The sequence below is a fragment of the Paraburkholderia phenazinium genome (assembly GCF_900100735.1).
GTDB lineage: Bacteria > Pseudomonadota > Gammaproteobacteria > Burkholderiales > Burkholderiaceae > Paraburkholderia > Paraburkholderia phenazinia.
In genome coordinates this window covers 98,898-118,870 of sequence record NZ_FNCJ01000001.1, presented here as the reverse complement: position 1 = coordinate 118,870, position 19,973 = coordinate 98,898, and the positions used below count along the sequence as shown (strand labels likewise).

The following is a 19,973-nucleotide window of genomic DNA, read 5'->3' as shown; positions in this document are numbered from 1 at the left end:
TGGGGGCATGTTCGCCTAGGCCGCGCGCACAGCAGGGTCGTGCGCTGCCAGGGTTTGATCCGGCTTGCCGGTGGTATCCACGTCGGCCGCTGGAGCGAAACGCTCCGGATAGCGGATGCAGAAGCGCACGCTGCTGTCGTAGGGAAAGAAGTCGGGCAGTTCGCCTTTCAGTAAGTGATCCTTATGCCGTTGCCAGAGCGCCGGATCGAAGAAGTCTGCGTGGTGCTGCATGAAGGCGCGGCGCACGCGCGGGTCGCCGAGCAGGAAGGTATCGTACGTTTCCGGAAAGATGTCATGCGGGCCGACCGAATACCACGGCTCGCCGGACAGCTCGTCTTCCTCGTTGCGTGGCGGCGGCACGGCGCGCACGTTGCAATCGGTCAGATATTCGATTTCATCATAGTCGTAGAACACGACGCGGCCGTGACGCGTCACGCCGAAGTTCTTGTACAGCATGTCGCCGGGGAAGATGTTCGCCTGCATCAGTTCCTTCACCGCATTGCCGTATTCGCGAATGCCGTGCTCGACGTCCTCGTCGCTGCCGTTTTGCAGGTAGAGGTTCAACGGCACCATGCGGCGTTCGATATATAGATGGCGGATCACGAGGTTGTCGCCGTCGTATTCGATCATCGAAGGCACTTCTTTTTCGAGTTCGCGCAGCAGCGCTTCGTCGAGGCGCGACAAGGGTAGCGCCACGCTTGAATACTCGAGTGTGTCAGCCATGCGGCCCAGGCGGTCGTGCCGTTTGACGAGCTGATACTTGCCCTGGATCTGCTCGCGGGTGGTTTCCTTCGGCGGCGGGAAGTTGTCCTTGATCAGCTTGAATACATACGGGAACGACGGTAGCGTGAACACCAGCATCACCATCCCCTTGATGCCGGGGGCGACGATGAACTGATCGCTCGAATGCGACAGGTGATGCAGCAGGTCGCGATAGAACAGGTTCTTGCCCTGCTTCTGCAAGCCGACCGAGGTATAGATTTCCGCCTTCGGCTTGCCCTGCATGATGGTGCCGAGAAACTCGACGTACGCGGACGGCACTTCCATGTCCACCAGGAAGTACGAGTGCGAGAAGCTGAAGATGATCAGCAACTGGTCGCGCTGGAGCAGCACGGTATCGAGCGCAAGCAGGCCGGGCTTGACGTGACGCAACGGCACCGCGAACGGCAGCAGCGCATCGCCGTTGATGATGCGGCCGATGATGTACGCCGACTTGTTGCGGTAAAACAGCGACGACAGCACATGAATCTGGAAATTGGCGGCCTCGTCGAAGGTGCCGAACGCATCGTGAATGGCCTGCATCAGGCAGTCGACATCGCGCTGCAGGTCCTCGAACGGCGGCTCCAGCTGGAAGTTCGTGACGATGCGCTCGAGCGTCGCGGCGAGGCCGTCCTTGCCCGGGTAGTACGCGCGGTAGGTCGGCTTGGCGGCGGGCTCGTCGTTCTCGATGTATTCCGTCGAGATGGCGGGCCGCACGAAGATGAAGTCGTTGTTGAAGTACGAGCGGTGCAGGATCTTGCAACACACGGAATTGAAGAACGTCTCCGCGCACTCGGGCTGCCGGTGCGTGGTCAGGAGGCCGATGTAGTGCAGCTTGATCTGCTGCCAGACTTCGTCGTCGATATTTTCCGCGTCGTATTCGTCTTCGAGCAGCTCGACGCATTCCTCGACCCGTTCGTCATACGAAGTAATACGCTCCCGGGCGAGGCGCTGCAGGCCATGCCAGTCGGCGGCCTCGAACAGGGCCTTGGCGTGGATCGCGGCGTCGCGGAAGATCCGGTAGTGCCGGTCGAAGCCTTCGAGCATCGTCTGCGCGACGTCGAAGCCGATCTGCGACGACAGCAGTTTCGGAAAGTGATTCATGTCGGGCTCATGTCGAGCGCGCATCCGACACCAGCCCCTGCGGCTCGCGTGCGCCGCTTTCGAGCAGCGCGCGTGCCTGGGCTTCGTATTGCGCGAGGTCTTCGAGCGTCGCGTTCAGGTCTTCAAGCTGGCGCTCCAGCACTTCGCGATGCCGCGTCACCGTATCCAGGAAGGCATGCAACTGTGGCACCGTATCGGTCGGCGATTCGTACAGATCGAGCAGGCCGCGGATCTCCGACAGCGTGAAGCCAAGGCGCTTGCCGCGCAGCGTCAGCTTCAGGCGGGTGCGGTCGCGGCCCGAATAGACGCGCCGCAGTCCACTCGACCCTTCGCGACTCGGTGAGAGTAAACCCTGGTCTTCGTAGAAGCGAATCGCTCGCGGTGTGACGTCGAATTCACGCGCGAGCTCGGTGATGGTGTATTGCGTGTTCATTGGGACGTCCCGTGACCGGGCAGAAAAACGGATTGGACGATAGAATCGACGTTTACGTTATCGTCAACTTGAGTAAAGCGCAACCCGGGCGCGTGGCGACGAAGTAGCGATGGTTGCCGCCTGGCTGATGGAGGAAGACACCCGCAATGAATGCTCTCGAACATCAACTCGACTACCCCTTTAATGACACCCTGCCGGAACCCGGCCATGCGTTCGAAGTGACGCCTGGCGTGTTCTGGCTGCGCATGCCGCTGCCGTTTGCGCTGGACCATATCAACCTATGGCTGCTGCGCGACGAGATCGACGGTCAGAAGGGCTGGACGGTGGTCGATTGCGGGATCACCTCGGACACGATCAAGGCGAACTGGGAGCAGGTGTTCGACACGGTCCTTGACGGCCTGCCGGTGCTGCGCGTGATCGTCACGCATTGCCATCCGGATCACATTGGCCTCGCGCACTGGATCTGCGCGGGCGGCGACAAGCAGCGTTGGGATGTGCGCCTGTGGATGACGCTTGGCGAATACATGCAGGCACGGGTGATGGCGGCGGGCGACGGCTCGAATGCGGGCGGCGCGGGCGCTGCACGCCACTTCGCGCGGCACGGTCTGAGCGATGAGGCGTCGCTCGATAAGCTGCGCAACCGCACGAGCTACTACGCGAACCTCGTGCCGGCGGTGCCGGGCCAGTATCGGCGCATGCGTGAAGGCCAGGGCATCGCGATCGGCGGCAAGACGTGGCGGGTCGTGACCGGCTACGGTCACTCGCCGGAGCACTGCGCGTTGCATAACGAAGCGGACGGGGTGCTGATTTCGGGGGACATGGTGTTGCCGCGTATCTCCACCAACGTCTCGGTGTTCGACATGGAGCCGGAAGGCAGCCCGCTCGCGCTGTATCTGGAGTCGCTCGGCCGTTATGAGGCGATGGCCGAGGATACGCTGGTGTTGCCGTCACACGGCAAGCCGTTTCGCGGCGTGCGAACCCGTATCAGGCAACTGCGCGAGCATCACGATGCGCGGCTCGCCGAAGTGCGCGAAGCGTGTGCGCAGAAGCCGCAAAGCGCAGCGGATATCGTGCCGTTGATGTTCAAGCGGCAACTCGATATCCACCAGATGACATTTGCGATGGGCGAGGCGCTCGCTCACTTACACTTGCTGTGGCTCGCCGGCGAGTTGAAGCGCACCCAGGATGCGGACGGTGTGGTCCGGTTTGCGCCGTAGACCGTTTCTACGTTCCCGCGTGCGACGGTGCGCTCCACATAAAGCGGTTGATGCGATGCCGTCTTTGAAATGCAGAAAATGAAAGAGGCCCGGTGCAGTTCAATCGGGCCTCTTCGCTGTTGCCTTGCGGGATCAGCGGTGTGCGCTATTACTGCACCGCCACCGTCGTAAAGTTCTGCCGTCCGAACGGACTCACGCGATACCCGCTGACATCGGCGCGCGTGATTGCCGTTGCGGTTGGATAACCGAGCGGAATCCACAGCGCCTGATCGTGAATGATCTGCTGCGCCGCTTCGTACGCTTTGGCGCGCTTGGACTGGTCCGGCGTGGCTTTGCCGTCGGCGATCAGCTTGTCGAGATCGGCGTCGCAAAAGCGTGCGAAATTGATGCCCGACTTCACTGCGTTGCAGCTAAAGAGCGGCGAGAGGAAGTTGTCCGGATCGCCATTGTCGCCGGCCCAGCCCATGAACAGCGTGTCGTGCTGGCCCTGCTTGGCTTCCTTGATCAGTTCGCCCCATTCGATCACTTTGACGTCTGCCTTCACGCCGATCTTCGCCAGGTCGGCCTGCAGCAGTTCGGCGCCGGCCTTCGGATTCGGGTTGAGCACGCTGCCGGTCGGCCGCACCCAGATGGTGGTCGAAAAGCCGTTCGGAAAGCCCGCTTCGGCAAGCAGGTTCTTCGCCTTCACAGGATCGTACGGCCAGGCCTTGACCGCCTTGTCATAGCTCCACGTGTTCGGCGGAAACGGATTCACCGCCGGGGTCGCCGTGTTGTCGAACACGGTCTTCAGATAGGTTGTGCGGTCGAACGCCATGTTCACGGCGGCGCGCACCTTCTGGTTGTCGAACGGCTTCTTCTCCGTGTTCAACGCGACGAACGCGGTCATGAAGGCGGGTGTCTGCACCACGGCGAGCGACTTGTCGGTCTTCGCGTCGGCCACATCCTGGGGCTTCGGCGACAGCGCGATCTGGCATTCCCCCGCCTTGACCTTCTGCGCCCGCACCGTCGCGTCCGGCGTGATGGCGTAGATCAGGCGGTCGATCTTCGGCTTGGGGCCCCAGTACGCGGGGTTCACGTCATAGCGAATCACGGCGTCTTTGGTGTAGCTCTTCAGCACGAACGGCCCGGTGCCGATCGGCTTGGCGTTCAGGTCCACCTGCTTGCCGGCCTTGAGCAACTGATCGGCATATTCGGACGAGTAGATCGAGGCGAAGCCCATGGTCAGGATCGAGACGAAAGTCGCGTCCGGCTGGTTCAGCTCGAACTTCACCGTGTTGTCGTCGACCTTCGAGACCGACTTGATCAGCTTCGGCAGGCCCATCGATTGCGCATGCGGGAAACCGCTCGCCCCTGTCACCTTGTGCCACGGGTTGCTGTCGTCGAGCATCCGGCTGAACGTGAACACCACGTCGTCTGCGGTAAGCGGCCGGGTTGGCTTGAAGTAGTCGGTGGTCTGGAACTGCACGCCAGGGCGCAGATGGAATGTGTAGGTGAGGCCGTCGGCGCTCACGTCCCAGCTTTGCGCGAGGGCCGGCACCACCTTCTTCGCGGCCTCGTCGTACGAGACCAGCGAGTTGAAAATTACGTCAGCCGACGCATTGGTCGTGACAAGCGAATTGAACTGGACGACATCGAAGCCATCGGGGCTTGCCTCGGTACACACGGTCAACGGTTTGGCGAGCGCAAGCGCGGGCGCTGCGACGAGCAGGGCGGCAACGACGGTGACGGGCAGTTTGAAGCGCATACGCATTGGATCTCCCATAACAAGCTCGGTCAGGCAAGCGGCCCACCGACTTTATTGTGATACGTTTTTGGCGCTGGCGCAGTGCGTGGCTGCGCGATCCCGCCTGGGCGAAAGCTTATCGAAGGGTGGTTGTACCGACAACCAACTAATCGGCATATCCATATGGACGCACCCGGTCAGCCTCAACACGTGAGGGCCGTGGAAGCATACCGCGCCAAATAAGCGACGCCTTTGATGGCGCGCGATCCGCGGGCGGTTTTGTGCGCGACACCGGCGGTATCGAGCGCACGGCGCGGTATTGATGGGTCTAGTCGGCGGCGCGCGGCTTGCGCGGGGCCTTTTCGAAGGCACGGTCGTAGAGCCAGCGCGGCAGCACGTGCAGCAGCATGGCGACGACGCGCATCTGCCACGGAAAAACCGCGAAGCGCGTGTTGCGCGCGATCGCATCGGCCACTTTGGTGGCGAAGCGGTCGGCATCCATCAGGAACGGCATCCGATACGGGTTGTGCGCGGTCATCGGCGTGCGGATATAGCCTGGGGCGATGGTGACCACGTTGACCCCCTTGGGCCGCATCTCGACGCGCAGGGCCTCGAGATACTTGAGCGCGGCGGCCTTGGAGGCGCTGTAGGCGCCCGAGCCCGGCAAGCCGCGCACACCGGCGATGCTTGCGACCCCGACCAGGCTGCCCTTGCGTGCCGCCATCATGGCGGCCGCGAACGGCTCGAAGGTGGCGACCATGCCGAAGTAGTTGACGTCCATGACTTCGCGGAACGCGCGCAGATCGCCATGGCCGGTGACGGCGCCCTGGCTGATGCCCGCATTGGCGATCACGACGTCGGGGCAGCCGTATTGCGCGATGAACTGCTGGGCCGCGGCGGCGAGCGCATCGGGGTCGCGCACGTCGGCGGGGTAGATGGCGATGGAATTCTGCGGGTGGGCCAGCTGGAAGCTCGCGAGCGCGTCGGCGCGGCGGGCCACGAGGCCGAGAATCGCGCCGCGCCGTGCATATTCGGCGGCGATCGCGAGTCCGATGCCACTGGATGCGCCGGTGATGAAAACCTTCAGTCCTGTATTCATACCGGCGCTCCGTGCTTACATCTTCTTGGCGCGGACTTGAGCCACGAGGTAATCGAGCACCTGAATCGTGCCCGGCAGGCTGTTCGTCGCAGCCGGGCCGGTTTCGTACTTGCCCTGGACGGCCAGCGTCGGCACGCCGTCGATCTTGTAGTCATCCAGCATCTTCTTGTCGCGCTGGATCTCGCTTTGCGTCGAGAACGAGTTGTATGCGTCCAGGTACTTCTTCGGATCTACGCCGTTCTTGGCGAGGAACTTGGTCTGGTCGTCCGGCGTCAGCAGGTAGTCCTTGTTGACGTGGATTTCGTTGAAGACGACCGGCGTGAGTTTTTGCGCGAGACCGAGCGCGTCGAGCGCGTGGTACATCTTCGAATGCGGGATGAAATCGTCGCGGAAGGCCACCGGCACGCGCTTGAACACGACGTCCGGGCCTTGCTTCTTCACCCACGCTTCGAGGTACGGGTTGAATTCGTTGCAGTGCGGGCAGCCGTACCAGAAGAATTCGGTGACTTCGATCTTGCCGGCCGGCACGTCGACCGGTTGTGGCGACGCGAGGACGGTGTAGTCCTTGCCGGCGACCGGCGCGGCGGCCGATGCCTCTACGGCCGCGCTGACGAGGCCGAGTGAAAGGAAGAGAATGCTCAGCAGTTTTTTCATGTCTTGTTGACCCAAATTAGGCGGAATAACGGTGCGGCGGCGGCGCGGCAAAACGCGTGGCTGTCACCGTTATGAGAGTTTGGCGGCAGGCCTCTGCCGAGCTTCAGACTCGCGCCGCGCGCTGAGGTTCAGCGGCGGCGCATGACGGCAAATTACTGCTTGGTAAAGCGGATCACGGCGGTATCGACCCCGGCGTCGGACAGACGCTGGCGGGCCGAATTCATCTCGTCGAACTTCGAGAACGGTCCGATGCGCACGCGGAAGTAGGTGACCCCACCGGCGTCGCGCTGCGTGACCTTCGATTCGAAGCCCTGGAAGGCCAAGCGGGCGCGCTGCTGCTCGGCATCCGCCGAGGTCTTGTAGGCGCCAACCTGCAGGAAGTAGCCGCTGTTCGCATCGAGGGCGGACGGCGCAGCGCTCGAGCCCGGCTTGGCCGGATTCGGCCCAGGCGTAGCCGCCGTGCTGGTTGGGGCGCTGGTGGCTTGCTGCGGCTTCTTCACCGCGGCGGTGGTGCCGTTGTCCTGAGCCGGCTTCGGTGCGACCGCGACGCCGTTCGCATTGGCCGAGCTGGCCGCCGGCGGCACTTCGACGATTTCCGGTTCCTGCAGCATGCCGCCCGACTGGGCCTGGCCGTTGGCTTGGCCCGGCGCGTTATTTTGCGGGGCGGGTTGGCCCGGCTGGGCGGCTTGCGGCACCGGCTGCCCCGGCGTCTTGCCCTGCAGCGGACGGTTCGGATCGTATTGGGCTTCGCTCGCGCTGGTCTCGGACGCAGCGGGCGGCGCCACCTTGGCGACGAACGGCGTAGGCGCCCGGGTGATATACAGCGCCACCACTACCGCGATTGCCAGGCCGACAATCAGGCCCAGTACGATACCGAGAAAAGTACCCCCGGTTTGCTTCGACTGCTTCGTTGTGCGGCGTGGTTTTGCCATCGTATAAATCACCTGCAAAAAGAATCCTGGAACGGCCGTCGATTATAGCGACGGCCGCGTGCGTGTCGTGCCGGAGGACTTACATCTTTTCGGGAGCAGAGACGCCGATTGTCGCAAGGCCGTTTGCCAGCACCTGACGCGTGGCGGCGAGCAATGCGACGCGCGCGTTACGCGCGGCTTCGTCGTCGACGAGGACGCGTTCAGCCTTGTCATTGTAGAACGAGTGGAATTCGCCCGCGAGGTCACGCAGATAGAACGCGACCGCGTGCGGTGCGAGTTCGTCGGCGGCGTGTTGCAGCATGTCGGGGAATTCCGCGAGTTTTTGCAACAGCGCCATGGCGCGTTCGCTGGTCAGCAGTGAAACGTCCACCGTCGGCAGGATCGCCTCGTCGGTGTTGTAGCGTGTCTTCGCTTCGCTGATAACCGAGCAGATCCGCGCGTGGGCGTACTGCACGTAGTGAACCGGATTTTCGTCGTTTTGCTTGAGCGCGAGGTCGATATCGAAGACGAATTCCGTGTCGGCCTTGCGCGAGATCAGGAAGAACCGCACGGCGTCGCGGCCGCGGCGAATCGTCGCTTCGTCGAGCAGGTCCGGTGAGGTTTCTTCACCCGGCGTCGCGCCGCCCGACCATTCGATCAGGTCGCGCACGGTCACGTAGCTACCGGCGCGCTTCGAAATCTTCACTTCCTGGCCGTCGCGCATCACCGTCACCATCTTGTGCAAGATGTAGTCGGGATAGCCCTTCGGAATGCCGATGCCGAGACCCTGCAGGCCGGCGCGAACGCGTGCGATCGTGCCGTGGTGGTCCGAGCCCTGCACGTTGATGACCTTGGTGAAACCGCGTTCCCACTTGGCGACGTGGTAGGCGACGTCCGGCACGAAGTAGGTGTAGGTGCCGTCGGTCTTGCGCATCACGCGGTCTTTGTCGTCGCCGTCGTCGGTGGTGCGCAGCCACAGCGCGCCTTCCTGCTCGTAGGTCTTGCCGGCGGCGATCAGCGCATTCACCGTCTTCTCCACGCGGCCTTCCGCGTAGAGCGACGATTCGAGGTAGTACTGGTCGAACTTCACGCCGAAGGCCTGCAGGTCCATGTCCTGCTCGTGACGCAGGTAGGCGACGGCAAAGCGGCGGATCGCGTCGAGGTTGTCGACGTCGCCTTCGCCCTTGACCGCCTCGACGTCCCGCGCACCGACCGTTTCGCCATTCATGTAGTCGCGCGCAATGTCGGCGATGTAGTCGCCGTTGTAGGCCGATTCCGGCCAGCCGGTGTCGCCCGGCTTCAGCCCGCGGGCGCGCGCCTGGGTCGAGACGGCGAGCGTGTGGATCTGTACGCCCGCGTCGTTGTAGTAGAACTCGCGATGCACGTCGTAGCCCTGCGAAGCCAGCACGTTCGACAGTGCATCGCCCAGCGCCGCCTGCCGGCCGTGGCCAACGTGCAGCGGGCCGGTCGGGTTGGCCGAGACGAACTCGACCAGCACGTGCTTGCCGGCGTCGCGCTGCGAGCGGCCGAAGGCGTCCTTCTCGGCGAATACCGTGGCGATCACCGCCTGTTTGGCCGCCGGTGCGAGGCGCAGGTTGATGAAGCCGGGGCCGGCCACTTCGGCGGCGTCCACGAGGCCCTGAGCCTGCGGGTGGGCCAGCACGGCATCGACGATCTGCTGCGCGAGCTGGCGCGGATTGGCGCGCAGCGGTTTGGCGAGCTGCATGGCCACGTTGCAGGCGACGTCGCCGTGCGCGGCGACTTTCGGGCGTTCCAGCGTAATGGTGGGAGCGACGAAAGCGGCTTCGGCCGCCCCTTGGGTCGCTTCGGCGACCCGCTTCACGGTGTCGGCGAGCAGTGATTCGAGTGTCTGTTTATGTGCGGGCAGCATGCTTGTTGCGAGTCCAGTGAGGCAGTGCGGTGAAACGGGAGCGGCTCGAGCAAGGCGCGCAGCCGGTCCGTCAAAGGCTTGGAAAGCGCGCGTCGTGTCGTGCAGCCGGTGCGCGAGGCGAGGGGCAGATCGAGGCCGCCACGCCCGGCAAGCTATTGTCCAGCGCCGCGCGGCGCGCTTTTCCGTCCAGACGGATTTTAGCAGGTGCTAATATGTCCAATGAGATGCCCGCCCAGGGCCGTGGCCGCCGCTGCTTGCCGGCGCGCCAGCGAAACCCGCGCAAACGGTCGTCGTACGGCCAGCGGCGCGTAAGTCCAACAAAATTAAAAAGGGAACAGTCATGTTGATTACTTTCAAATGCCGTGCCGCGCCAGATGTGATGATGCTGGAGAATCTGGCTCAGTACCTGGTCGGTATCGTCGGCAAGCGCCTCGGTGAACGCGGGGTCATCATGCACGACGAACTGGACGTCGCGATCACCAAACTGGAGTCGGCGATCAGCTCCGACAAGCAGGAACGTGCCGAGCACGACGGGCACTTCCACGAAGGCGAAGACGGTCACGAACACCACGAGATTCCGATTGGCCTCGCGCAACGCGCGTTTCCGTTCCTCGACATGCTGCGCGCTGCCCAGAAGGAAAACGCGGATATCGTTTGGGGCATTTGAGCGAGCGCCTGCGCTGCAGAGCCTGAGCGGGCGCAGTGGCCTTGCCGCGTGGCGCGTGAGCGCGACGCGCGCTGCGGTGTGCCGAGGCCTCCAAGCCATTGAGCGTTAAAAGTCATAAAAGCCAAGAGCCCGCGATCAGCGGGCTGTTGGCTTTTATGGAACTCCATAAGGGTCTTGGCCCAGAACGCAGTCCGGACCACGGTTTCTACCGGTCCCGGGTCTGCCGGCGGTGAAGCACCGGCAGCCGGCGGCGAGCCGCCCGGACCCTTGAGCCGGCGAGCCAGCCGCAGAGGCTTACTCGCTGGCGGCCGGTGCTGCCGGTGCGGCCGTGGCGGAGGCTCCCTTCTTTACCTTCTGCTTCTTGGGCTTCTTGACGTGCTTCTGGGTGGGCGGCGAGTACGAGCTGACCGCACTACCTGCGGTCGGCGCGGCCGTTTGGGCGAAGGCTACCGAGGTGCCGAGCGCAAGCGAAAGACCAGCCAAAACGAACGTCAGCTTCTTCATACGAGTTTCTCCGTGTCGGTTGCAAGTCGTTGAGCCGACGCGTTTTCTGGCCGCGTCTGGCAGGTAAGGCGCTTGCAGTCTACAAAGCCGAAAACCCGCTTGCCGGAAATATTCAGCCTTACGTTCCCGATATAGTGGGGCGGCTCGGGCGGCCGCCCAGCTTGACCCTGGCCGGTGGCCGAACGCCCGTCGAAGCAGCGCTTTGACCTTGGCGCACGCCGCGCCGCGCGCCAAGGCCGCTTACAGCAGCGGCGCCAGCGCCCGTTCGGCGTCCTGCTTGGAGAGCGCCATCCGCTGCGCATAGTCTTCCAACTGGTCCTGGCCGATCTTGCCTACCGAGAAATAGGTGCTGTCCGGGTGCGCCAGGTAGAAGCCCGAGACGCTGGCCGCCGGCAGCATGGCGAGCGACTCGGTCACGCTCATGCCGATTTCCTCCGCATGGAGCACGTCAAACATATCGCGCTTCACGAGGTGGTCCGGGCAAGCCGGGTAGCCCGGCGCGGGACGGATGCCGCGGTATTTTTCGCCGATCAGGTCGTCGTTGGAGAGCGTCTCGCCGGCGGCGTAACCCCACAGGTCGCGCCGCACGCGGGCGTGCATCGCTTCGGCGAAGGCTTCCGCGAAGCGGTCGGCGAGCGCCTTCAGCATGATCGCGCTGTAGTCGTCGTGGTCCTTTTCGAACTGCTTTTCCTTCACGTCCACGCCCAGACCTGCCGTCACCGCAAACATGCCGATGTAGTCGGCCACGCCCGAATCCTTCGGTGCGATAAAGTCGGCAAGCGAGCGGTTCGGCCGCATCACGCCGTCCACCACCGGCCGCACGCTTTGCTGGCGCAGGTTGCGCCACGTCAGCGCGACTTCCGAGCGCGATTCGTCCGTATAGATTTCAATGTCGTCGTCGTTCACCGTGTTGGCCGGCAACAGCGCGATCACGCCATTTGCCTGCAGCCAGCGGCCCTGGATCAGGCGCGCGAGCATCGACTTGCCGTCGGAAAACACGCGCCGTGCCGATTCGCCGACGATCTCGTCGTTGAGAATCGCCGGGTACGGACCGGCCAGATCCCACGTCTGGAAGAACGGGCCCCAGTCGATGTAGTTGGCCAGTTCGCTGAGGTCGAAATTCTTGAACACACGGCGGCCGATGAACTTCGGCTTGACCGGCTGATAGCCCGCCCAGTCGACCTTCGTCTTGTTCGCGCGCGCTTCGGCCAGCGTGACCATCGGCTGGACTTTGCGGTTGGCGTGCTGATCGCGGATGCGGTCGTAGTCGGTCTTCAGGTCTTCCAGGTACTTTGTGGCGCCTTCGTCGGACAGCAGGCTCGAGGCCACCGAGACCGAGCGCGACGCGTCCGGCACGTACACCACCGGTCCTTCGTAGTGCGGCGCGATCTTCACGGCCGTGTGTACGCGCGAGGTGGTCGCGCCGCCGATCAACAGCGGAATCTTCTTGATGCGGAAGTAGTCGTCGCGCTGCATTTCCGAGGCGACGTAGGCCATTTCCTCGAGGCTCGGCGTGATCAGTCCCGACAGGCCGATGATGTCCGCGCCTTCGACCTTCGCCTTGGCGAGGATGTCGTTGCACGGGACCATCACGCCCATGTTGACCACTTCGAAGTTATTGCACTGAAGCACCACCGAGACGATGTTCTTGCCGATGTCGTGTACGTCGCCCTTCACCGTCGCGATGACGATCTTGCCCTTGGCGCGCACGTCGGCGCCGGCTTCGGCCATCAGCTTCTTTTCTTCTTCGATGTAGGGGATCAGATGCGCGACTGCCTGCTTCATCACGCGCGCTGACTTCACCACCTGCGGCAGGAACATCTTGCCTTGACCGAAGAGGTCGCCGACGATGTTCATGCCGTCCATCAACGGGCCTTCGATCACGTTGATCGGGCGGCCGCCTTCAGCGGCGATCTTCGCGCGCACTTCCTCGGTATCTTCGACGATGAAGTTGGTGATGCCATGCACGAGCGCATGCGAGAGGCGCTTCTCGACCGGCTGGTTACGCCATTCGAGGTTCTCTTCCTTCTTTGCCGCGCCGGTCTTGAACTTGTCGGCGATTTCGAGCAGACGATCGGTACCGTCCGCACGGCGATTCAACACCACGTCTTCGACGCGCTCGCGCAGTTCGGGGTCAAGGTCGGCGTACACGCCGAGCTGGCCGGCGTTGACGATGCCCATATCCATCCCCGCCTGGATGGCGTGATAGAGGAACACCGTATGAATTGCCTCGCGCACCGGGTCGTTGCCGCGGAACGAGAACGATACGTTCGACACACCGCCGCTGACCTTCGCGTAGGGAAGGTTCTCCTTGATCCAGCGCGTGGCATTGATGAAGTCGACGGCGTAGTTGTTGTGCTCTTCGATGCCGGTGGCTACAGCGAAGATGTTCGGGTCGAAGATGATGTCTTCGGGCGGGAAGCCTACTTCGTTGACGAGGAAGTCATACGAGCGCTTGCAGATCTCGGTCTTGCGCTCGTAGGTGTCGGCCTGGCCTTTTTCGTCGAAGGCCATCACCACGGCTGCGGCGCCGTAGCGGCGGATCAGGTTGGCATGGTGGCGGAACGCCTCTTCGCCTTCCTTCAGCGAGATCGAATTGACGATCGCCTTGCCTTGCACGCACTTCAGGCCCGCTTCGATCACGTCCCACTTCGACGAGTCGATCATGATCGGCACACGCGCGATGTCCGGCTCCGAGGCGATCAGATTCATGAAGCGGACCATCGCCGCTTTCGAATCGAGCATGGCCTCGTCCATGTTGACGTCGATGATCTGAGCGCCGTTTTCGACCTGCTGGCGCGCGACCGCGATCGCGTCGTCGAACTGATCGTTCAGGATCATTCGCGCGAACGCCTTCGAACCGGTCACGTTGGTGCGTTCACCAACGTTGATGAAGAGCGTCCCGGACGTGACGTTGAACGGCTCGAGGCCGGAAAGGCGCATGGTGTGATCGGTCATGGCGTTAGCTCGTGTATTCGATATTGGGGCGTTGCGCGTGCATGGCGGGTAGCGCTGCAATGCGGTCGTACCACTGACGGAAATGCGGGCATTGCGCGCGGATTCTGTCGAGACCGATGCGGGCGGCGGCAACCGGGCCGTGGCGGACTTTGCGGTAGCGCGGATGCAACTGTTCAAGCCGTTTCGAAGGCGCCGTGTGCGGCGAATCGTTGATCCATTCAGGATCGTCTACCGCAGCTCGTGCTGCGATGAGCGGGTGGCTCTGTTGTCGCCAGCCGGGTTCGAGTTCGCATAGTTTCGAAACGTCCGAAAACAGCAGTGACTCGAACTCGTGGGGCTGTACGTGCGGGACGAAGCGCTCCGGGCGGCACTGTGCGAAGGCAATGACATCTTCGTGCAGCAGATTTTCGATGCGTGTGGCACGGGCGGCTGGCGCTTGGCCCTTGCTGTCAGTCACGCCGCGAAACGTCGTATCGAGCCCGTACAGGTCGATCAAGGTCGTGACATACGTATCGACGCGCTGGCGCAAGGTGTGGCCGATGAACTTGCGAACCCGCTCGAGACTGAGCGCGCCGCCGCGTTGTTCACGCGAGGTGTTGATCAGTCGCGCACTAGCGTAAATCCGGTTCGCACTGAGAGCGGGCGCCAGCACGTCGCGAACGAACGTTTCTTCGGTCTGGCCTTCGCCGACTACGATTAACTCGACCATCAGGCAGGCCTCCCGCCTAAGACGTTTTGCTTCCAGAGGTCGCCCAGCGAGTAGTCGTCGAGCCAGTCCTGCAATTGCGTTGCGTCGAGGCGATGGAAGGTCGACGCGTTGTCTTTGCGGTCGACCACGATCACGTCCTCGGGCTCCATCCGGTTCAGTAGTTCGACCGATTGAGTCGAGACGATCAGTTGCTTTTGCTCGGATGCGCGTTTGAGCAGATCTGCGAGCAGGTTGATGGCGTACGGGTGCAGGCCGAGTTCCGGTTCGTCGATCAGGATCGTCGCAGGCATGAGATCCCAAGGCTGCAGCAGCAGTGTGCTCAGGCAGATGAAGCGCAGCGTTCCGTCGGACAGGGCGTGGGCCGTAAACGGCGTGTCAGGGTCGCCGCGTTCTGTCCATTCGAGTTGGATCTTTGAGGTCGGATCGGTGCGAAACACGAAGTCGTCGAAGAACGGTGCGACGAGGCGCACTGTGTCGACGATCTGGCTGTAGCTGTCTGCATGCTCGGTTTTGAGCATGTGCAGGTAAGCGGCGAGATTCGCGCCGTCGACCTTGAGGCGCAACGTGTCGTTGATCGCATGCGATTGCTTGACCTTGGCTTTTTCGCCGGTGTCGTGGAAGTGGTAGACGCGGGTGCCTTCGAGGACTGACGCGATGTGACTATGCTGGATGACCGGACTGACGGCGTCGTTCAGGCCAGACTCGGGGCCACCTTCGTAATACCAGAGCTTGGCCTTAAGTGTCCCTTTCTCTGCAGCCCCAAATTGTTCGCGCGAAATAATCAAACGATTGTCGTTCGTTGCAATCAGATCGAAAACATACGCATTGAAACGGTCGAAAATGAGCTCTACATGAATCGAATCCGTAGTCTTACGGGAGAAGTGCATCAACGCGTCCGGACCGCCCTGTTGCTGGACATAGAACTGAAGCCGCCCCTCATACATCTCGGCCAGCATCCGAAACAGCCCGATAAAGTTTGACTTCCCTGCGCCATTCGCTCCGATCAGGACGTTCAGGTTGCGCAGTTCCAACGCGTGCAACTCGCGGATGGATTTATAGCCGGTGACCGTCAAACTTTGTAGGGCGGGCATAGGTTGGTTCCTTCGGGAGCGCCGGCGACCGTTAGACCGTTTCGCTATCGGTTTCCCGATAGTTTGCCCACACCCGCGGCCTGACGCCAGTCAGCGCCTTGGCAATCGCCGCGATGTGTTCCGGCGTCGTCCCACAGCAGCCACCGGCGATATTCACGAGCCCGGCCTGCGCAAACTCCTTCAGCAGGCCTGAGGTATCCGCCGGCAATTCATCAAAGCCGGTATCGCTCATCGGATTCGGCAAGCCGGCATTCGGATAGCACGACACGTACGTGTCGCACAGCTTCGCCAGCTCGGCGATATACGGACGCATCAGCGCCGCACCGAGCGCGCAGTTCAAGCCGAAGGTGAGCGGCTTCGCATGGCGCAGCGAATTCCAGAACGCCTCCACCGTTTGCCCCGACAGAATGCGGCCCGACGCATCGGTGACGGTGCCCGAAATCATGATCGGCAGACGCTCGCCGGTGTCTTCAAAGAGCTCGTCGAGCGCGAACAGCGCAGCCTTCGCGTTGAGCGTGTCGAAAATCGTTTCGACGAGGAACAGGTCGCTGCCGCCGTCGAGCAGCGCCTTGGCCTGCTCGTAGTAGGCCGTGCGCAGTTCGTCGAAGGTTACGTTGCGGGCGCCCGGATCGTTCACGTCAGGGGAAATGCTGGCCGTCTTCGGCGTCGGCCCGATGGCGCCCGCGACGAAGCGCGGCTTGTCGGGCGTCGAATACTTGTCGCAGGCTTCGCGAGCCAGCTTCGCCGATTCGAGATTCATCTCGATCGCGAGCGTCTCCATGCCGTAGTCGGCCTGGGCAACGGTGGTCGCGCCGAACGTGTTGGTTTCGATGATATCGGCGCCCGCCGCGAGGTACTGCTCATGAATCTCGCGGATGATCTGCGGCTGCGTAATCGACAACAGTTCGTTATTGCCCTTGATGTCGCGGCCATAGTCCTTGAAGCGCTCGCCACGATAGCGGGCTTCGTCGAGCTTGTAGCGCTGAATCATCGTGCCCATCGCACCGTCCAGGATCAGGATGCGCGACTGCAGCAGAGCGGGCAACGCTGCGCCGCGCGTGTAGGCGATGGGGCGGACTGGACTGACGGTGGGGGCAGGCTGGTTCATGGCAGAAGTGGGCTTGCGCCTGTTTTTTCAGGAAACCTGTCATTGTATCCGCTGTGCGGTGGCCTCGCCGGCCGTGGGTGCGAAGTGATACGACTTATAAAAGACAGGTCCGCTAAACGGCGGCCCGGTAAAAGATGCCGCCCCGGAGTTCGTCACGAGCCGCTTGACTCGCAGCGAAATGTTAAATCCTGTGGACGTACTGTCTGAACAACAAAAAACCCCGCCAGGCAAGCCGGACGGGGTTTTTAGTACGTGTCGCCGAGGCGTGCGTGTTAGTGGAGGATCACCGGTTGGTGCATCAGGCTGTCGAACTGGCCGAGGAATTCGTCTACTTCGTCGAGCGACGGTTCTTCTTCGATCAGCTTCGTGACGTGCTCGCGAAAGCGCGCCGCCATTGCGCCGTCAATGTAAATCTCGCGTTGCATGTTTTTGTCGACGATCTCGTAACCACCTGACTTCATGGCGAGGGGACCGTCCTGCGGCGGGAACTCGACGACACAATAGTTGGGGCTGTTGTAGATCATTTGCATGGCGACACTCCTTATTTCCGTTGGCTCCTGGCCGTTCCTGCGCCATAAATGGAGCGTTTGGTGTGGAATTCAAGGGGTGGGTCCGGAATGACGCTGGTAAAACTCCCGGACCTTCAGGTTAGACCCGTGTTTCGAGAAACGTTTCAAGCAACGCAGCAAAACGGTGAGACTCTTCAACAGGCGCTAGATGTGCGGCCTCCAGCAGTTCGTATTGTGCACCCTGAATCGAATTTGCGATGGCCTGAGTTGCAGAAGGTGGTGTGCCGGTGTCGTGTCGGCCCGCTACCGTTAGCGTAGGCAGACGAATCTCATTTAGCCGCTCATGCACGTCGAACTCGCGCAAAGCCTCGCAGGCAAGAGCGTAGCCTTCGGGCGCGGTGTTCTGCAGCACCTCGCGGATCTGCTCGACGGCTTCCGGGTGCGCGGCCTGGAAATCGGCCGTCAACCAACGGCTCAAGGTCGCAGGCGCGAGTGCGGCCATGCCGCCGCTGCGCACGGCAGCGGCCCGCTGGTCCCAGACGGCGCGGCTCTCGGGCGCTGTCGCGGCGACCGTGTCGGCGAGCGTCAGCGTGGCGACGCGCGTTGGGTGGTCGAGCGCGAACTGCTGCGCAATCATGCCCCCCATCGACATGCCCACCAGATGCGTGTGCGGGGCGCCAAGCGCATCGAGTAGCTTGGCGAGATCATCGGCCAGGTCCTTGATGCTGAACGGACTACGCGGCACGGCGCTCGCGCCGTGACCGCGAACGTCGTAACGCAGCACCGTGAAGTCGTCGCGGAAGTAGCCGGCCAACTGGTCCCATACGGAGAGGTCGCCGCCCAGTTGATGGATAAACGTGAGCCAGGGGCCGCCGCCTTCGTTGTCGAGGACATAGCGCGTGTCGATACCGTTGAGGTTTAGTTGCATGCAGACTCCTTCAGAGATGATGCAGTGAAAGGGCGGACGCGGCGTTGCGGCGCTGGCTGCTTCGGTAACAAATGGTGATATTGGGTGATGCGCGCCGACAACACTTTTAGCAAACCGTGTTCCCAGCGGACACGTATTGGCTGGGCAAAGTGGCCGCGTTGTTCGTGCGAGTCATGTTTGCTCCGGAAGTTTCGGTATTCGGCCGCATGCCGCACGGTGTGACGTGCAGTGTCCCGCGCTTTGCACTGCGCTTTGTGCCGAATAGTCGCTCCACTTCAGGGCTTCTCGGGCGCGGACGGTACGTTGTCGAGTGCGGAGGGTGGGGTAGTTGGGGACGGTGCCGAGGGGGCGGCGGGCACGGCGGGTGCTGCGGGCGATCCATTGACGGGACTGCCTGTCGTATTGTCAGTTGCCCCAGTTGCCCCAGTTGCCCCAGTTGCCCCAGTTGCCGCGCTGCTGCTGTTGTCCGGCGAAGTCTGCGTATCGTCGTTGCCCGACGCGTTGCCGGGTGCACTGTTAGCCGTGCTGCCAGGTGCACTGAGCGGTCCGCCCCACACCAGTTCGATCTCCGTACCATTCGGTTCCGTTTGCAGGAGCCGCGCGGGTAGCCAGCCCAGCGAGGGCGCGAGCCATACGTCGATGCGCCGCTTGTCGCCCGGATGGCGCGGCAGGCGCATGAAATGTCGCGCAGTGACGAAGCCGTGCTGTGTGCGGATCGTCTCATCGCCAATTGTTTCGATTGGCCACGTTTCGCCGCTATCGTTGTCGACCACGAAAAACTCACGCGTCACGCCCGGCTTATAAGCGTCCGGATCGCCGCGTACCAGGCTCGCGAGCTGCATCACCATGCTGAAACGGTCTTGAGCCGCATCCGTAAGCGGCAATGACGTGGGTGTGCGGGTGAACACGATCTGCCTGGTGGTGCGGTTGAAGATCGAAACATCTTCTGGCCTGCGGCCGCGCTTTTCGATGTACTGATCGGGGGCGAGGCCGAATGCGTCGATATGGCCGTGGCTCGAATAACTGAACGTGCCGATGAACGGGACCGGCATCGAGACGACCATGTCGTAGGTCTTGCCGTCGCTCGACCAGTGGATCGTGCCGGGCTGATTGCGTACGCCGTTATAGAACGTGTCGTAGGGCAGATCGCCGGACGGGGGCACCAGGAACTTCACGCCCGAAGCCGCTTCGGGGGCCGCAGCGTGTGCGCTGCCCGTACCGCTTGCCGCGGCCGCGGCGCTTGCTGCGTTAGCTGCCGATGCCGCCGCTTGGGCCTCTGCCGCAGCCGCGTTCGCCGCCTCCGAGGCCGCATCGGCGTCGGCTGCCGGTGTCGATGCCGCGGCGACCGCTGACGGCCCGGCACGTGTGGCAGTCAGCGCATGCTCGCGCGGCTTGCTGGCGGCCGCCTTATGCACTGGCGCCGCTGCGGGCCTGGGTGCAGCGCTGGCCGGCTTGCGTTCGATGCGCTCCGGTTTCAGCAGGGTAATCTGCACGGGGACGTGGGACGTATTCCCGGACGTGAAGATCTCGCGGTTGCGTTCGACCCACTGCGCCGCGATCCAATGGAGGACCAGCACGACCGCCAGCACCACGATCCAACGCCACGCGCGCGGACGGCGCGGCGCTGCGGGTAGCTGCGTGCGGTCGGATGGGCTGACAGTGGAGGGATACGACATCGAACGGAGCGGTTCTGGCGGATTAAAAGGTG

General features: G+C 62.7%; 17 protein-coding genes. 2 read left to right on the top strand and 15 right to left on the bottom strand.

Translation table 11 applies throughout. The annotated features are described in order from the left end of the window. Positions 1-15: 15 nt before the first annotated feature. Together aceK and BLQ92_RS00530 are read right to left on the bottom strand one after the other, a co-directional pair. Positions 16-1,863: a bifunctional isocitrate dehydrogenase kinase/phosphatase gene (gene aceK, locus BLQ92_RS00535; RefSeq protein WP_244106032.1), complete on the bottom strand. Its 1,848-nt coding sequence runs from the start codon at positions 1,861-1,863 to the stop codon at positions 16-18. Positions 1,864-1,870: 7 nt separating this feature from the next. Beyond that, complete coding sequence (locus BLQ92_RS00530; protein WP_090680470.1) at positions 1,871-2,296, bottom strand: MerR family transcriptional regulator; 426 nt, start codon at positions 2,294-2,296, stop codon at positions 1,871-1,873. Positions 2,297-2,442: 146 nt separating this feature from the next. Here BLQ92_RS00530 and BLQ92_RS00525 point away from each other — a divergent pair, with 146 nt between their 5' ends. Beyond that, the gene (locus BLQ92_RS00525; protein ID WP_090680467.1) at positions 2,443-3,513 is read left to right on the top strand and encodes an MBL fold metallo-hydrolase; all 1,071 of its coding nucleotides are present in this window, start codon (positions 2,443-2,445) and stop codon (positions 3,511-3,513) included. Positions 3,514-3,661: 148 nt separating this feature from the next. Here the strand turns inward: BLQ92_RS00525 and BLQ92_RS00520 are convergent, their stop codons facing one another. The 5 genes from BLQ92_RS00520 to argS form a co-directional block, all read right to left on the bottom strand. Then, positions 3,662-5,257 (bottom strand): ABC transporter substrate-binding protein, encoded by a 1,596-nt coding sequence (locus tag BLQ92_RS00520; protein WP_090680464.1) that lies wholly within the window; start codon positions 5,255-5,257, stop codon positions 3,662-3,664. Between the two features lie 307 nt (positions 5,258-5,564). Beyond that, positions 5,565-6,335 carry an SDR family oxidoreductase gene (locus BLQ92_RS00515; RefSeq protein ID WP_090680462.1) on the bottom strand — a complete coding sequence of 257 codons (771 nt, stop codon included), beginning with the start codon at positions 6,333-6,335 and terminating at the stop codon, positions 5,565-5,567. 15 nt (positions 6,336-6,350) lie between these two features. After that, positions 6,351-6,989, bottom strand: coding sequence for a thiol:disulfide interchange protein DsbA/DsbL (locus tag BLQ92_RS00510; protein WP_090680459.1), 639 nt, complete (start codon positions 6,987-6,989; stop codon positions 6,351-6,353). Positions 6,990-7,141: 152 nt separating this feature from the next. Then, a complete protein-coding gene (locus BLQ92_RS00505) occupies positions 7,142-7,921 on the bottom strand; it encodes an SPOR domain-containing protein (RefSeq protein WP_244106033.1) in 780 nt (259 codons plus the stop codon). A 79-nt stretch (positions 7,922-8,000) separates the two neighbouring features. Then, on the bottom strand, positions 8,001-9,791 hold the full coding sequence (argS, locus tag BLQ92_RS00500) for an arginine--tRNA ligase (RefSeq protein ID WP_090680453.1): 1,791 nt from the start codon (positions 9,789-9,791) through the stop codon (positions 8,001-8,003). A gap of 340 nt (positions 9,792-10,131) precedes the next feature. On the opposite strand from argS, the gene BLQ92_RS00495 reads away from it, so the two are divergent. Beyond that, entirely contained in the window at positions 10,132-10,458 is a 327-nt protein-coding gene (locus tag BLQ92_RS00495) for a DUF1840 domain-containing protein (protein WP_090680451.1), read from the top strand. A gap of 294 nt (positions 10,459-10,752) precedes the next feature. Here the strand turns inward: BLQ92_RS00495 and BLQ92_RS00490 are convergent, their stop codons facing one another. The 8 genes from BLQ92_RS00490 to BLQ92_RS00455 form a co-directional block, all read right to left on the bottom strand. Then, a complete protein-coding gene (locus tag BLQ92_RS00490) occupies positions 10,753-10,962 on the bottom strand; it encodes an acid-shock protein (protein ID WP_090680448.1) in 210 nt (69 codons plus the stop codon). 240 nt (positions 10,963-11,202) lie between these two features. Continuing rightward, complete coding sequence (metH, locus tag BLQ92_RS00485; RefSeq protein WP_090680445.1) at positions 11,203-13,920, bottom strand: methionine synthase; 2,718 nt, start codon at positions 13,918-13,920, stop codon at positions 11,203-11,205. A gap of 4 nt (positions 13,921-13,924) precedes the next feature. After that, on the bottom strand, positions 13,925-14,629 hold the full coding sequence (locus BLQ92_RS00480) for a DUF4276 family protein (RefSeq protein WP_090680442.1): 705 nt from the start codon (positions 14,627-14,629) through the stop codon (positions 13,925-13,927). Next, positions 14,629-15,720 carry an AAA family ATPase gene (locus tag BLQ92_RS00475; RefSeq protein ID WP_090680439.1) on the bottom strand — a complete coding sequence of 364 codons (1,092 nt, stop codon included), beginning with the start codon at positions 15,718-15,720 and terminating at the stop codon, positions 14,629-14,631. The genes BLQ92_RS00480 and BLQ92_RS00475 overlap by 1 nt, the downstream gene beginning before the upstream one ends. 31 nt (positions 15,721-15,751) lie before the next feature. Next, positions 15,752-16,828, bottom strand: a complete 1,077-nt coding sequence (locus BLQ92_RS00470) for a homocysteine S-methyltransferase family protein (RefSeq protein ID WP_090680436.1) — start codon at positions 16,826-16,828, stop codon at positions 15,752-15,754. 272 nt (positions 16,829-17,100) lie between these two features. Beyond that, positions 17,101-17,358, bottom strand: coding sequence for a BTH_I0359 family protein (locus BLQ92_RS00465; protein ID WP_074263200.1), 258 nt, complete (start codon positions 17,356-17,358; stop codon positions 17,101-17,103). A 118-nt stretch (positions 17,359-17,476) separates the two neighbouring features. Continuing rightward, the gene (gene pcaD, locus BLQ92_RS00460; protein ID WP_090680433.1) at positions 17,477-18,265 is read right to left on the bottom strand and encodes a 3-oxoadipate enol-lactonase; all 789 of its coding nucleotides are present in this window, start codon (positions 18,263-18,265) and stop codon (positions 17,477-17,479) included. Positions 18,266-18,540: 275 nt separating this feature from the next. After that, positions 18,541-19,941: a DUF3108 domain-containing protein gene (locus BLQ92_RS00455; protein ID WP_090681820.1), complete on the bottom strand. Its 1,401-nt coding sequence runs from the start codon at positions 19,939-19,941 to the stop codon at positions 18,541-18,543. Between the last annotated feature and the right edge of the window lie 32 nt (positions 19,942-19,973).